This is a genomic window from Paenibacillus xylaniclasticus, from assembly GCF_004001065.1.
GTDB lineage: Bacteria > Bacillota > Bacilli > Paenibacillales > Paenibacillaceae > Paenibacillus_T > Paenibacillus_T xylaniclasticus.
This window is the reverse complement of record NZ_BIML01000006.1, coordinates 238,620-252,711: the sequence shown is the minus strand read 5'-3', so window position 1 is coordinate 252,711 and position 14,092 is coordinate 238,620. Positions and strand designations below refer to the sequence as shown.

Here is a 14,092-nt window from a genome sequence, read left to right as displayed (position 1 = left end):
GCGTACCTTGTTTATTCGTCTACAGGCTGTCCTGTTGCTGTCCTATTTGTTAACCGCCTGCTGCCTCGCGTCGGATGTCGCGCGGAGAAATGCCGCGAAGCTGACGGAAGAGCTTGGAGAAGCTGTTGATGCTGCTGCAGCCGACCTCGGCGGCGATGTCGGTAATGCTCATTGAAGAAGACCTCAGTAGATGCTCCGCCTTATTAATCCGGTTCAGGTTCGTATATTGGACGAATGTCTGGCCGGTCATTTTTTTGAACAGCCGGCAGAAGTGGTATGGGCTCATATGGACGATAGAGGCAGCTTGCTCGACTGTAATCCGTTCCATATAGTTCGTATCGAGAAAAGTTAGCAACTCCTTGAAACGATCGGTCTTGGTGCGGAACGCTTCCATTTCGCTGTCGCTGCGGCGCTTCACCGTATAATGCCGGGTCAGCCAGGTGAACAGCAGCTGGCAGTACGAACGGACGGCCAGCTCGAAGCCAGGCTGCTTCTGCTCGAATTCATGGACGAGCTGCATGAGCGTATCGCGCAGCGCGAGGTACCATTGGTCCGTCTGCTCGATCCGGTTCGCCACCATCGACAATCCTGCCGTATACGGCGCGACGAGATCGACAATATGAGGCTCCTTCAATCCCAGCATCGAAGGGTTAAAGACGACGGCGTAGACCGTGAATGTCTCGTTCGGATTCGGAGAGACAGCGGAGTGAAGCTCACCGCTGTTGACGAACAGAAGGTCGCCAGGCTTTGTCGGGAATGACTCTCCGTCAATTTGATAAATCGGCTCTCCTTTGTCGATGTAGATGAGCTCAAAATGCTCATGCCAATGCAGCCGCAGCTTACCTCCAATTTTGAAAGTGGGATGAAAGACGTTGATTGGCAGAGCCGGGTCGTTCATGATTGTGTTCTCGTATAATTCCCCGCGCATGGGCATGACTCCCCCTCTAAGTAGCGTAGCTTAGCAAGATTGGGATAATAAACGACAAAAAGTAGTAAGACTTTACTGCCAATAAGCTCTATATTGGTTATGTTATCACACCGATGAACGTAATTGGAACTATACAATGGACGATTCTACGCTGCGCGTCAGATGCAGCTTATTAGCAAAATCGTTTAACAACTCAGGGAGGCTTCTGACTGGCTATGGCTGCAACTTCAATACGGAAAGACCGATCACTTTCGTTATTTGTGCTTACTTGGCCAATCGCGATCGAGCTGCTGCTGCAATTTCTGATGGGTACGGTAGACTCGATGATGATCAGCCGTCTTGGGGATAACGCCGTCTCGGCGGTTGGCTTGTCGAATCAGGTGCTGCGGTCGCTTCTGACGGTGTTCGTGCTTATTAACGGCGGGGCGGGTATCGTCATTGCGCGCAGATGGGGAGCGGGCAAACCGGATGAAGCGAGACGAGCAGCCGCTATGGGGCTGAAGGTTTGCCTTATTGCCGGGGCGTTGATAAGCGTTCTATTCGCTGTCGGGGCCGGACAAATTGTGAGGCTGATGGGAGCTCCAGCTGAAGTGGCGCCTATGGCGACGACCTACTTGGCTATGATTGGCGCTTGCTCGATTCTAACCGAAATCAACATGATGACGACGGTAATGATCCGTAATACAGGCAACACACGTGGACCGATGATGATTGCGATAGGTATGAACGTTATTCACATTATTTTGAACTATGGCTTTATTTTCGGGGAGCTTGGCCTGCCTCAGATGGGCATCGAAGGTCTTGGGATCTCGACGATTATTAGCCGATTGCTGGCAGTGGCGGCTGGACTGTGGCTGCTGTTTCGCTCATTCCCGGATAAGTTCCGCCGGAGCGACTGGCGCGGGTATGACAAGCCGATCTTGAAGGAGATGATCGGTATCGGTCTACCGAATCTGGGAACGGCCGCTTCATGGGGGTATTCGCAAATCGTTCAGCTTGCGATCATATCGTCGCTTGGCGCGATGCAGCTGGCGGCCAACTCTTATTTCAACATCATTCAGCAGCTGCCTTGGCTGGTTGGCCAGTCCATCGGGATGGCAGTTCAGATTCAAGTCGGGCAGCTATTCGGCGCGAAGCAGTACGATGACGTATACCGGGCTCCGTACCGGGCGGCTTTGGTAGGGATATTACCAACGATTGCGTTAGCTATCTTACTGTATTCGCTGGGCGATACGACGCTTCGATGGTTTACGTCGGACGATAACATTATTGCCGCCGTTCTGCCGCTATTCTTCTGGTGTATAATCTGGCAGCCGATGCGGACGTGGACGTATGCTTTCATGCAGTCGATGAATGCGATAGGCGAGGCGAAGTTCGTTGCCCTTAATACTGTGCTTGGAATGTGGATCTTCGCGACTGGCGGCGCATACGTTTTCGGTGTTCTGCTGGACATGGGCATCATGGGGGCATTAGTCGGCTTGATGCTCGACGAGCTGTTCCGTGCCGCGATGGTTGGCTGGCGGTGGAAAGGGCGGCGGAAGCTGCCGAAACAGAGCAGAGCAGGCTTACAAGCCCAATCGGCGGACGGAGCTGCTGTTCAGTTATAGAAAAATTCTGCTGAGCAGCGAAGAAGAGGCAGTGAAGGATCGCTCATATGTAAGTTATTTGGGACAATGGAATGCGCATCGGATATGGCTCGAAGAATGGGATGACCTTTCAAGAGGGAGTGATACTTAGCTGTTAACCAAGACTGCTGATGGGGGTACATCGGCAGTCTTGGTTATTGTCTACGGGATTGTTAAGGGCCGTACGCTGCAATGCTGCATGGCGGATTTATTGGTTACGACTGACCGCTGCTTGGCGATAAGCGGATGGAGAGATGCCGGCCCAGCTGCGAAATTTTTTGGAGAAATATAGCGGGTCGTTAAATCCGGCTGAGGCGGCTACTTGATCGATCGGCATCGCGGTTTCGGTCAGCAGCTGCTGTGCTCGTTCCAATCGGATTTGCATTAGATATTGCTTCGGTGACAAGCCGGTCATCCGCTTGAACATCCGGCTTAGGTGGGTACGATGGTAGCCGAGTGTCCAGGATAGCTGCTCGATCGAGACCGGCTGTGCGTAGTGGAGCGACATGAATCGGATTGCTTGTTCGATTTGGCGGTCGATTGCAGCTGCATCAACCGGCCCGGACCGTTCGGCGCGGCTTGCTTGACCAAGGGAGCTAAGCATAAGACGCAGCCATCCGGACGATTCGAGGTTTGCGATATGCGGCTCGTCCGTCTTCGATAAGCTGCTCATCAGCGAATTGTGCAAAGAGCGAATATCCGTCAGACGGGCCCCTGCTGCGATCGGTTTGTCCGGTGTAATACCAACGGTCTCCAGCAGTATCTGAGCTCTAGCTCCTGTGAAGCTGACCCATAAATAGTGCCATGGATCGTAGGCATCCGCTTGGTAGGAGAACAGCTCTCCAGGGAAAATGATAAACGAGTCACCTGCCCGGCAAGTATAGGTTCGGCCCTTCATGGTGTAAGTCCCGCTGCCGGAAAGCACTGTATGAATCAGCACATACTCGTGTACGGCCGGCCCGATCTTGTGCAGCGGATGCGGCTTCCCCTCGCCTGCGAAGAGAACGTCCAGCTCGCCCTCGCCGGGCAGCGGATTCAGCTGGAACATCATAAATTCATGTTCATGTCTAGTATCTTGCTGCGGCTGCGGCATAGGTCCACTTCCTTTCGGTCAACAGTTGAAACGTTATGGAAGCTGGTTCAAATATTCAATCGCTTCGGCAAGTGTGCTGACCGGCACGATACGCAGGTCGTAGCCGCGCTTCTTCGCTTCGTCGATTGCGTCCTGTTCGTTGCCCTTCGTTCCTTCAGGGTCTTTCGGACAGAAGAACAATTCGACACCGGCAAGGTGAGCGGCTACTATTTTGTCGCGGATACCGCCAATCTGCCCGACATTGCCTTCTAGATCGATAGTCCCTGTTCCGGCGATCTTCATTCCGTGTGTCAAGTCTTCGCTCATCAGTTGATCCATAATTTCGAGCGCAAACATGAGGCCGGCGGAAGGGCCGCCAATCTCCGATGCGGTAAAGATGACTTGGCGCTCTGGCGTAATGGCGTACTCGGGCTCCAGCGTCAGGCCGAGCACCGGACGCGAATCAGCGCTGAGTGGTACGAGCTGTACCTGCTCGGTCAACAGCGTGCCGCCGCGCTTCACGGACAACTGTACGGTGTCGCCTGCTTTTTTGTTCGCGGATAAATATTTGCTTACCCTGTCGACGGAAGTGGCGGGCTCGTCATCGACTGACGTAATGATATCGCCGATCTGAAGCACTCCATTCGCTTTGGATCCAGGCTGAATGACGGTCACAAACAGACCGATTACTTCAGCGTCGACCTTGTGGCCGGACTGCGTAAGTGCAGATGCGATAGCTGTACGCTGAGAAGCGGACATCATATGGTTAAGAACGCGCACATATTCAGCATCGGTCAAATTCCCTTTCACATCGGACGCTTTACGAACCTCTGTATCTTGTTGGAGTATGCCGTAGATCAGCGTGGCTGCATTGGTTGCTCGGATCGACAGCACGGTCGTCAGGTTGAACGAGCCACCGCTGTCTTTATTCCCTTGGTCGACGGTAATCAAGGACGAAAGTCTCTCGACGGTGCCGGGTTGATACAAATAGTAGGGTGTCGGAATAAGGAATAATATGACAAAGCAGGCCGCTAGTGCGGCAAGCCATCGGGTTACGGTATGCTTAAGCCATTTCATAGATTCGGAGTCCTTTCACACAGTTGAATGGAAGATCATTGTTCTATTATCGATTATCGCATAATTAGCGTGGGGATGGTATTGAGGTGGGGAAGAAATCCGAAGTAACCAAGCATTACTTAATGAAATGAAGAGTCTCTGAAGGCTGCTTTATACGCAAAGCGAATAGGGAGCTTTCAGAGACTCTTCTAGTTAATCGTTAACATCCTATCGGTTGTCAACTTTCTCCGGATATAAATCATGCTGCAGCAGACGCTGCTCGGCCATTCGTTCATATTTCGTGCCTGGCTTGCCGTAGTTGCAGTACGGGTCGATCGAGATGCCCCCGCGCGGTGTGAATTTGCCCCATACTTCGATGTAGCGTGGTTCCATTAGCTTAATCAGGTCATTCATGATGATGTTGATGCAGTCCTCGTGGAAATCACCGTGATTGCGGAAGCTGAACAAATACAGCTTGAGCGATTTACTTTCGACCATTTTAATATCAGGAATGTAACTAATATAGATCGTCGCGAAGTCCGGCTGGCCCGTAATCGGGCATAGGCTCGTAAACTCCGGACAGTTAAATTTGACAAAATAGTCCCGGTAAGGATGCTTGTTGTCGAACGTTTCGAGCACGCCGGGCGCGTATTCGAACGGGTACTTCGTGCCTTGATTGCCGAGGAGCGTCAGATCGCTCATATCCTCGCGTTGTCTTCCTGCCATGAATGTAGTCTCCTTTGAAATTAGTTTTTTAGAGAGGGAGTTCGCGAACCTCTACCTTGTCTGAATGACAAGGATTTCGAACGCCAAGAAGGCGAGCGTATTCATTATAGCAGGTTCATGCGGAAGGCGCGGCATATTCGTTTATTTGACAAAAATTATTAATTAATGGTCAGCTATTGAACGATTCATGCTGCGTTACATCGCCAGCAGTCCTGCCTGATTCAGCAGATTCCATGGCTTGTTGTAATGCGGCTGGAAGAAGAAGTCGACGAAGCTCAACTCGTTCATCGTCATGCCGTTCTGGATGCAGACCGACATCGTGTTGATCGCTTGCGTAAGGTCATCCTTCGACAGCACCTGAGCTCCGACGATACGGCCGGTGTCTGCCTCATAGACTACCTTTAGCAGCACCTTCTCGTAAGTTGGCATAAACTCCGGCCGGTCATTCTCCTCTAATGTGACAGTTTTCACATTCAAGCCCGCGTCAAGCGCTGCTCGTTCGGTCATACCGGTCGATGCGATGTTCAGATCATAGATTTTGATGCCCGACGTGCCTTGTGTTCCCATATAACGGATCGTCGGCTTCAGCAGGTTGCGGGCGACGAGCGTACCCATTCGTACAGCATTCGTAGCGAGTGGGATGTAGGCGTGCTGATGAGTCGGGTTATATATTACAGCGCAGCTGTCGCCTGCGGCAAAAACGTCAGGATGGCTCGTGCGCATATATTCATCGACAATGATCGCGCCATTGTCGAGCATGTCAACCTGTCCTTTGAGAAGGTCGGTGTTCGGACGGAAGCCGATGCACAAGACGACAAGATCCGTTGCATATTCCCCGGCTGTCGTAACGACCTTAGCGACGCGTCCATTGTCACCGCGGAAGCCGGTAACAGTCTGGCCGAGCTGCAGCTCGATGCTGCGCTCCATCAGCACTTGCTCCGTTGCGTCTGTAAATTCGCGGTCGAGATATTTGAACAATATGCGGTCCATATTGTCGATTAGTGTAACCTGCTTGCCGAGCTGCTCGAACGCTTCGACAAGCTCGATGCCGATATAGCCTGCGCCGATGACCGTGATGCGATCAGCGTGTCTCGCTTTATCGATAATGGTCTGCGCATGGCCGTAGTTTTTGCATAGAAGAATGTTGTCGAGCTCCATGCCGTCAAGCTTCGGAACGATCGGCCACGAGCCGGTCGTCATAATAACTTTATCGAACGTATCGATCAATTCTTCGCCGGTCGTTAAGTTCAGCGCACGGATCGTTTTCTGTTGGGTGTCGACTTTAAGCACATCGTGGCACATGTTCATTGTGACTCCCATATCTGCGAGCTGCTGAGGCGAAGCGTAGAACAGCTTATCGACATCCTGAACGACGCCACCGACATGAAGCGCAATGCCACACGAGAGGAACGATACGTTATTATTCCGTTCATATACAGTAATCTGTGCTTCCGGATATAGCTTAGCCATTTGAGTAACAGCAGCGGTACCTGCATGTGTGCATCCAATAACAGCGATCTTCATCGTGAATCCTCCTCGATTACAACTGTGAAATATTTCACAACCAATAGTGCGGCAAAAAAATGTTAGCGAAAGCTAAGCTATTCGGCTGCGGCGAGCTGTTACAGCTGCAGGTCATCCAAGCTTTGTTCACGTCAGTTCGTTAGGTCTACTAGAGTAACGGTCCAGTGGTTGTTCATACTGTTCCAGCAGCGATACATACCGTAGAACTAGTTGTGATTAATTTCACAATTCTTTTGTTGCTCTTATCATATGTCATGTGGTGTCAGCTTGACAAGGGGTTGTGATTAATTTCACATTTCGATCACAACTTAAGTGTGAGCCTCATGACCATATTAGATTTTGGCCCCATACCTCCAGCATGAATGAGTCGAATACCGAATGAGTGGCTCCGTTTGGTCAGCAGGTGGATAAGATTTTTTAAGACATATAGATGTAGGAGGAGCTGCTATCGCTTCCTTGTGCCCATAAATAGAAAAATAAGGGTTGACAATCGTAAGAGGCTGTTGCTAATATTTAGCCACAAGGCTGCTAATGCAGTATGGCAGCAGCGGATGAACGATGATCCGAATAGAGTAATATCGACTGGTTAACCAGAGATTTGTACTAGAACAGTCCAGCGCAAGAGACGGACTGGGGTAGGACAAATCTTTTTTTATTATCTAATCCCGATTAAACAGATGAGTTAAATTTGTTAATGAATAACGATGCTGTACGATCACATTGCTCCGATCGCGTTCAAAGACGCCATGAACGAAGGGTTCGTCATGGGGCTTTGAAATATATGGCACCTGGTACCGGCACATTCCGCGCGCACCATATGGCAGCGGCGGTCCATCGATGGATCTGGCAACCAAACTATATGCGGGAGGAATTGAAGATGAGCGAATTGACGAAGAGCAAACGAGTAGTGGAAATTAAGCCGGTGGCAGGCCGTATTGGGGCCGAGGTGAAAGGAATCCGGTTGTCTGGCGACCTTGATCGCGAAGAGGTGGAAGTGATTCAGCAGGCCCTTCTCGCGCACAAAGTATTGTTCTTCCGCGGCCAGCAGCATCTAGATGACGAAGAGCAGGAGCGGTTCGCGCAGCTGTTCGGCGAACTGTACGCTCATCCGACGGTACCGGTGAAGGAAGGCACAAGCTCAATTCTGGAGCTGAACTCTTACCATGGCGGGCGCGCTAATTCTTGGCATACGGATGTGACGTTCGTCGACGCTTATCCGAAAGCCTCGATTCTTCGCGGAGTCGTAATTCCGGAAGCAGGCGGCGACACAGTATGGGCGAATACAGCTTCGGCGTATGAGGACTTGAGCCCTGAACTGAGGGAGTTGGCTGACAAGCTGCGCGCCATACATTCGAACGCTTACGACTACGCGACGAATATCCGCAAGGAAGTGTCTGAGGAGCTGGCGAAGAAGAAGCAGGAGCAGTTCCAATCGACGATCTACGAGACGGAGCATCCGGTTGTACACGTCCATCCGGAGACAGGTGAGCGCCATCTGCTGCTGGGACATTTCGTGAAACGGATTGTCGGCTTCCGCTCGCCGGATTCCGAACGGGTCTTCAACATCCTGCAGGAGCATGTTACACGTCTGGAGAATACGGTGCGTTGGCGTTGGGCAGAAGGTGATGTAGCGATCTGGGACAACCGCGCGACTCAGCATTATGCGGTCAACGATTATGGTCATCAGCATCGCGTTGTCCGCCGCGTAACGCTCGCAGGCAGCGTGCCGGTCGGTGTCGATGGACGTAAAAGCCGCGTGATTAAACCAGAGCAGCAACAGCAACAGCAGCAATAGAGAGAGAAGAGGGGCAGTCCTGAACGATAGGTGGATTAATATTTTCTCCTTGAATGGACAACGGCATCCCATAGGGATGCCGTTTGAAATTGCTATATTTAACCGGTGCGCCAGACGATTGCGCGAGATTCCCCGGTTCTTCGTAACGTGGTGATTCTTGATGTAATACTGCCAGTTCTCCGCTATATACTTGCGAAGCTATAACTAATACAACGAAAGCCCTACCTCTCTTCCGTCCTTGCGGCTCCGATGACCGCGCCAGTGTGAATCAGCGAATGGTGTTAGGCGAGTGAACATCCAACCTTCGCCAGCGTGCGGAAACGGGCATGAACGAGAAGCTATTTGCCAGGAAAAATATCTTCTTAAGAGGAATCTTATGGGGTTAAATATAGACATGCAGTCTACATTATACACGGACATGCGTGAATGTGCAATGCTTTAAGAAAAATAGGCCGCCCCTGGAAATAGAAAGGGGCGGCCTGGCGGATTAATGCCCGCTGCCGGAAACGCCAAGTCCAATTCGATCAATCAAAGATTGGCTTTCTTTATTGAGGCCGATGCAGGTGACCGATGCGCCAAGTTCGGCGTATTTGGCCATGACCTTGCCGATCGCTGCGACGGCTGACTGATCCCATACATGCGAACGGGAGAAGTCGATGCGGATATTTCCTTTGTCCTGCTTATAGTCGAACAAGCTGTTGAACTGCGTTGCCGTAGCGAAGAACAAAGGACCTTGAATCACATATAAAATCGAATCGTTTGAATCTCCTGCCTTGCGTTCGGCACGAATACGGGCTGCGCGCCAAGCGAATACGACGGCGCTGATAATGACGCCCGCTAGCACCCCTTTGGACAAGTCGTGCGTCGCGACGACGATAGCGACGGTCACAAGCATGACAAGTGCATCGGAACGCGGCACTCGATGCAGGCTGCGAAGGGATCTCCAATCGAACGTACCAATGCATACCATGAACATGACGCCGACGAGCGCGGCCATTGGAATCTGTTCGACGACGCCACTTAGCACCATAATAAGAATAATCAGGAATACGCCGGCAACAAGTGTCGAGAGACGTTGGCGCCCGCCAGACTTCGTATTGATAACGGATTGTCCGATCATCGCACAGCCCGCCATACCGCCGAATAGGCCAGTGACGACGTTGGCGATGCCTTGGCCGCGGATCTCACGGTTTTTGTCGCTGGATGTTGCCGTCATTTCATCGAGCAGCGATGCGGTCAGCAGTGATTCGGTAATGCCGACGATCGCAAGCGAGAGCGAGTAAGGGAAGATCGTCTGCAGCATGTCCCAGGAAAGTGTCACATCCGGCAGGTGGAACGAAGGCAGCGTGCTGGTAATATGACCCAGGTCACCGACCGTCCGAACGTCGATGCCGAAGGCGAACGTTATAATCGATACAATGATGATGGCGGCCAGTGCTGATGGGATTGCTTTTGTTAGTCTTGGCAACCCATAAATGATCACGAGCGTGACGCCAACAAGCACGTACATCATCCAGCCGGCATCGTTGAAATGAACGAGCTGCGCCATAAAAATAAGAATGGCAAGCGCATTGACGAAGCCCGTCATGACCGGCTGCGGAATAAAGGTTACGAGCCGGCCGAATTTCAACAGCCCGAGTATGAATTGCAATATACCAGTTAGGATGGTCGCTGCGAATAAATATTCAAGGCCGTAATCCTTGACGAGTGTAACCATAAGCAGCGCCATGGCGCCGGTTGCGGCGGATATCATACCGGGACGTCCGCCAGCGAAGGCGATTACGATCGCGATCGTAAACGATGCATACAGCCCGACCATCGGGTTGACGCCTGCGATAATAGAGAAGGCGATAGCTTCCGGAATGAGTGCAAGCGCAACTGTCATGCCGGACAGCACATCGGCGCGCGTGTTGCCAAGCCATGAAGATTTGATTGCATTAAGCATGAAGTGAAAGCTCCTTTGGGCGAAAATAATGTCCGTTGGACATTATACCCCAATCCGAGCTTAAGCAGGTATTTGTTTCTTTGACTTATCTTTCGCAATTCCTGCACCGGATGCATAAAACTGACCTCGCTGCTGATTGAAACGAGCTCGTACGCGGCATTCGCCATACGTTAGCCGAGCTCCCACCACTTCAGGAAGAGGAAGGGATCAACGGATGTGTATGGACTTATTTTGTAAATGCCAAAGTGAAGATGCGGATCGAACATGCCCTTCGTGCCTTCTGGACCGTAGCCGGTGCTGCCGACATAACCGATCAGCTGTCCCTTCTGGACGACAGAGCCTTTCTTGATACCTGGCGCGTACCTAGACATATGCGCGTAATAAAAATCGGTCGTCGAGTCGACACGGATCGTCAGCCGCCAGCCTCCGAGCTCCGACCAGCCGTATTGCACTACGGTACCGCCAAGTGCGCTGTAAATCGGCGTGCCTTCGGCTGCCATAATATCTACGCCTTCATGAGACCGGGCCGTCTCGCCGCTCGATGACCAAGTGCGAGCATCTGCGTATGTGTTGCTAAAAGGCGAGTAAGCTTTGGCTTTCAACGGAAACACGCCATCGCGAAAGCCTGCCGGACGTTTCGGGATGTTAATCGTAAGACCTTTCCAGACGACATTCGGATTGGTGAGCTGAGTATTGGCTGCAAGCAGCTTGTTCAGCGGAATGCTGTATCGGTTGCTGATGATCCACATCGTGTCGTTTGCCTGTACGTTATAAGAAGTATAGTAAGAGGGAGATGGAACCTGAAGCGTCTGGCCGGTTAACAGCATGTCCGATTTCAGGTTATTTAGCTTTTTGAGATTATCGACAGTTGTGCTGGATTGAGTGGCAATGGACCAGAGGGTGTCTCCCGGCTTCACCGTATAGGATGCGGCGTAGACGCTTGCTGGAGCGGACAATAGGCCGAGTACGGCTGTGCTTAACAGGCTTGTGCGTATAGCTTTTTTTATTCGCTGGCGGATCGGTAGATGTCTGTTCATCGATAGTTCTCCTCGCTTCGCGTATAGTATATTGAATGGCTGTAACCCTTTACATTTCATTAAAAGGGGAACAGCATCGAATGTGAAGAGGTAAATGATGGAAGCTAATCGATGCGCTCTTTGACTTCTTTTCACGAAATGACCGATAATGAAGCGAGGAAGCTTGGATGGGGAGGCTTTAAATTTTACATATGAAATCACTCGTATTGGCAGAGAAGCCGAGCGTAGCACGGGAGATCGCGCGCGTGCTCGGCTGTACGAATAAAAACAAAAGCTACATAGAAGGGCCGTCTTATGTTGTAACATGGGCGCTCGGCCATCTCGTCGGGCTGTCGGAGCCGGAGGATTACGATCCGAAATATAAAACATGGAATTTGGATGATTTGCCGATTATGCCGGAGACGATGACGCTGAAGCCGCTAAAGGAGACGTCCGGCCAGTTCAAAGCGGTTGCAGCGCTGTGTCGGCGGCCGGATATTGGCGAGCTTATCATTGCAACCGATGCAGGACGTGAAGGCGAGCTGGTCGCTCGCTGGATTATGGAGCTTGTACGCTGGAAGAAGCCGTTCAAGCGGTTGTGGATTTCGTCTCAGACCGATAAGGCGATTAAGGACGGCTTTGCGTCGCTGAAGCCAGGGCGTGAATACGACCGGCTGTACGCATCGGCTGTATGCCGCGCGGAGGCGGACTGGCTGATCGGGCTGAACGTGACGCGCGCGCTGACGAGCAAATATAATGCCCAGCTGTCAGCGGGCCGGGTTCAGACGCCAACGCTCGGCATGCTGATGGAGCGGGAACGAGAAATTAACAGCTTCCAGCCGAAGCCGTATTGGACTGTATCGGCTGAATTTGGCGGCTTTCAAGCGAATTGGCGCAATGCTGAAGATCATGATGGACGGATCTGGGAGCGCGAAGAGGCGGAAGCGGTCGTTGCCCGCTTGAGCGGCAAGCAAGCGACCGTGGAGAAGCTCCGCACTTCGGAGCGGAGCGAGCCGCATCCGCTTGCTTATGATTTGACGGAGCTGCAGCGGGATGCGAATAAGCGGCTTGGCTTCTCCGCCAAGCAGACGTCGAACGTGCTACAGCGGCTGTATGAGCAGCATAAGCTCGTGACGTATCCGCGGACTGATTCGCGTTACTTATCGTCCGATATGGTGCCGACGCTGAAGGGCCGGCTGGAAAGCGTAGCGGTAGGTCCGTATGCGGCGCTTGCGCGGAAGCTGCTGAAGTCGCCGCTTCCAGTGACGAAGCGGGTGGTCGACGACAGTAGGGTAAGTGATCACCATGCTATCATTCCGACAGAACAGTACGTCAATCTGTCGGCGCTCAGCCCAGAGGAGCGAAAGCTTCATGAGCTGATTGTACGGCGGTTTCTTGCGCTGTTCAGTCCGCCTTGCCGTTATGACGAGACGAGCGCCGTTATCCGGGTAGGCGATGACAGGCTGTATGCACGCGGCAATGTGCTGAAGGACGCAGGCTGGAAGGAAGCATACGGCGGCGTTCAGGGGGCTGATCTTGCCGGAGAGGATGACGGCTTAGAGGAAGCGGCAAGCGATACGCGCAGCAGCAGCGGTGGACAATTGCTCCCTCCGCTTACTTCAGGTCAGACGCTAGCGGTGAAACAGACGAAGCTTCGCGAGTCGAAGACACAGCCGCCGGCACGCTATACGGAAGCGGGATTGCTGGGTAAGATGGAGAAGTACGGGCTTGGAACGCCAGCGACGCGTGCAGATATTATTGAGAAGCTGCTGTCAACGCAAACTATCGAACGTCAAGGTAATCGGCTTGTTCCGACGGGGAAAGGCAAGCAGCTGATCGAGCTTGCCGCACCGGAGCTGCGCAGTCCTGAGCTCACCGCCGATTGGGAGCGAGAGCTTGAGCGTATCGCTAAAGGTCAAGGCGACGCGAAGAAGTTTATGGCGGGCATTCGTCTTAAAGCCGCAGCCTGGGTTCAAGAGGTGAAGGCGGAGACGAGGGAATATAAGCCGCACAATCTGTCCCATTCGCGCTGTCCGGATTGCGGCAAGCCGATGATAGAGATTAACGGTAAGCGAGGTAAGATGCTCGTCTGCCAGGATCGGGAGTGCGGCTATCGCCGAGCCGCAGAGCCGACGTTATCGAACAAGCGCTGTCCGCAGTGCCGCAAGAAGATGGAAATCCACACGGGCAAGGCGGGCAAATACGCTCAGTGCCGCCGATGCAACGTGATTGAGATGCTGGAGGACAAAGCGGGCGGTGGCCGAGTCAGCAAGCATCAGCAGAAGCGGCTTGTTGAGAAGTATAGCGATAAAGTATCGCTAAATAGCGGCTTGGCCGATGCGCTTAAGGCTGCGCTAGAAGGCAAGGGCGACGCGAAGTAGCATCGAGCAGCAGGCAAATTATTC

Annotated in this window: 10 protein-coding genes and 1 riboswitch; of the genes, 3 read left to right on the top strand and 7 right to left on the bottom strand. The window is 52.4% G+C overall.

Translation table 11 applies throughout. From position 1 onward, the window contains the following. Window positions 1-49: 49 nt before the first annotated feature. Entirely contained in the window at window positions 50-928 is an 879-nt protein-coding gene (locus PXY01_RS10155) for an AraC family transcriptional regulator (protein ID WP_164744375.1), read from the bottom strand. A gap of 215 nt (window positions 929-1,143) precedes the next feature. Here PXY01_RS10155 and PXY01_RS10150 point away from each other — a divergent pair, with 215 nt between their 5' ends. Then, window positions 1,144-2,535 carry an MATE family efflux transporter gene (locus tag PXY01_RS10150; protein WP_127569734.1) on the top strand — a complete coding sequence of 464 codons (1,392 nt, stop codon included), beginning with the start codon at window positions 1,144-1,146 and terminating at the stop codon, window positions 2,533-2,535. Window positions 2,536-2,761: 226 nt separating this feature from the next. On the opposite strand, the gene PXY01_RS10145 is transcribed toward PXY01_RS10150, so the two are convergent. The 4 genes from PXY01_RS10145 to PXY01_RS10130 all read right to left on the bottom strand — a co-directional run bounded on the left by PXY01_RS10145 (window position 2,762) and on the right by PXY01_RS10130 (window position 6,931). Next, window positions 2,762-3,646, bottom strand: coding sequence for an AraC family transcriptional regulator (locus PXY01_RS10145; RefSeq protein WP_127569733.1), 885 nt, complete (start codon window positions 3,644-3,646; stop codon window positions 2,762-2,764). Window positions 3,647-3,679: 33 nt separating this feature from the next. After that, a complete protein-coding gene (locus PXY01_RS10140) occupies window positions 3,680-4,702 on the bottom strand; it encodes a SepM family pheromone-processing serine protease (protein ID WP_127569732.1) in 1,023 nt (340 codons plus the stop codon). A gap of 207 nt (window positions 4,703-4,909) precedes the next feature. Further along, window positions 4,910-5,407, bottom strand: coding sequence for a preQ(1) synthase (gene queF / locus PXY01_RS10135; RefSeq protein ID WP_127569731.1), 498 nt, complete (start codon window positions 5,405-5,407; stop codon window positions 4,910-4,912). A gap of 20 nt (window positions 5,408-5,427) precedes the next feature. After that, window positions 5,428-5,465, bottom strand: a riboswitch (PreQ1 riboswitch). Between the two features lie 137 nt (window positions 5,466-5,602). Beyond that, window positions 5,603-6,931: an FAD-dependent oxidoreductase gene (locus tag PXY01_RS10130; RefSeq protein ID WP_127569730.1), complete on the bottom strand. Its 1,329-nt coding sequence runs from the start codon at window positions 6,929-6,931 to the stop codon at window positions 5,603-5,605. Between the two features lie 877 nt (window positions 6,932-7,808). On the opposite strand from PXY01_RS10130, the gene PXY01_RS10125 reads away from it, so the two are divergent. Beyond that, window positions 7,809-8,726: a TauD/TfdA dioxygenase family protein gene (locus tag PXY01_RS10125; RefSeq protein ID WP_127569729.1), complete on the top strand. Its 918-nt coding sequence runs from the start codon at window positions 7,809-7,811 to the stop codon at window positions 8,724-8,726. Window positions 8,727-9,213: 487 nt separating this feature from the next. Here the strand turns inward: PXY01_RS10125 and PXY01_RS10120 are convergent, their stop codons facing one another. Beyond that, window positions 9,214-10,671 (bottom strand): SulP family inorganic anion transporter, encoded by a 1,458-nt coding sequence (locus tag PXY01_RS10120; RefSeq protein WP_127569728.1) that lies wholly within the window; start codon window positions 10,669-10,671, stop codon window positions 9,214-9,216. 170 nt (window positions 10,672-10,841) lie between these two features. Continuing rightward, a complete protein-coding gene (locus PXY01_RS10115; RefSeq protein WP_164744374.1) occupies window positions 10,842-11,708 on the bottom strand; it encodes a M23 family metallopeptidase in 867 nt (288 codons plus the stop codon). Window positions 11,709-11,899: 191 nt separating this feature from the next. On the opposite strand from PXY01_RS10115, the gene PXY01_RS10110 reads away from it, so the two are divergent. Further along, window positions 11,900-14,068, top strand: a complete 2,169-nt coding sequence (locus PXY01_RS10110) for a DNA topoisomerase III (protein WP_127569726.1) — start codon at window positions 11,900-11,902, stop codon at window positions 14,066-14,068. Window positions 14,069-14,092 lie beyond the last annotated feature (24 nt).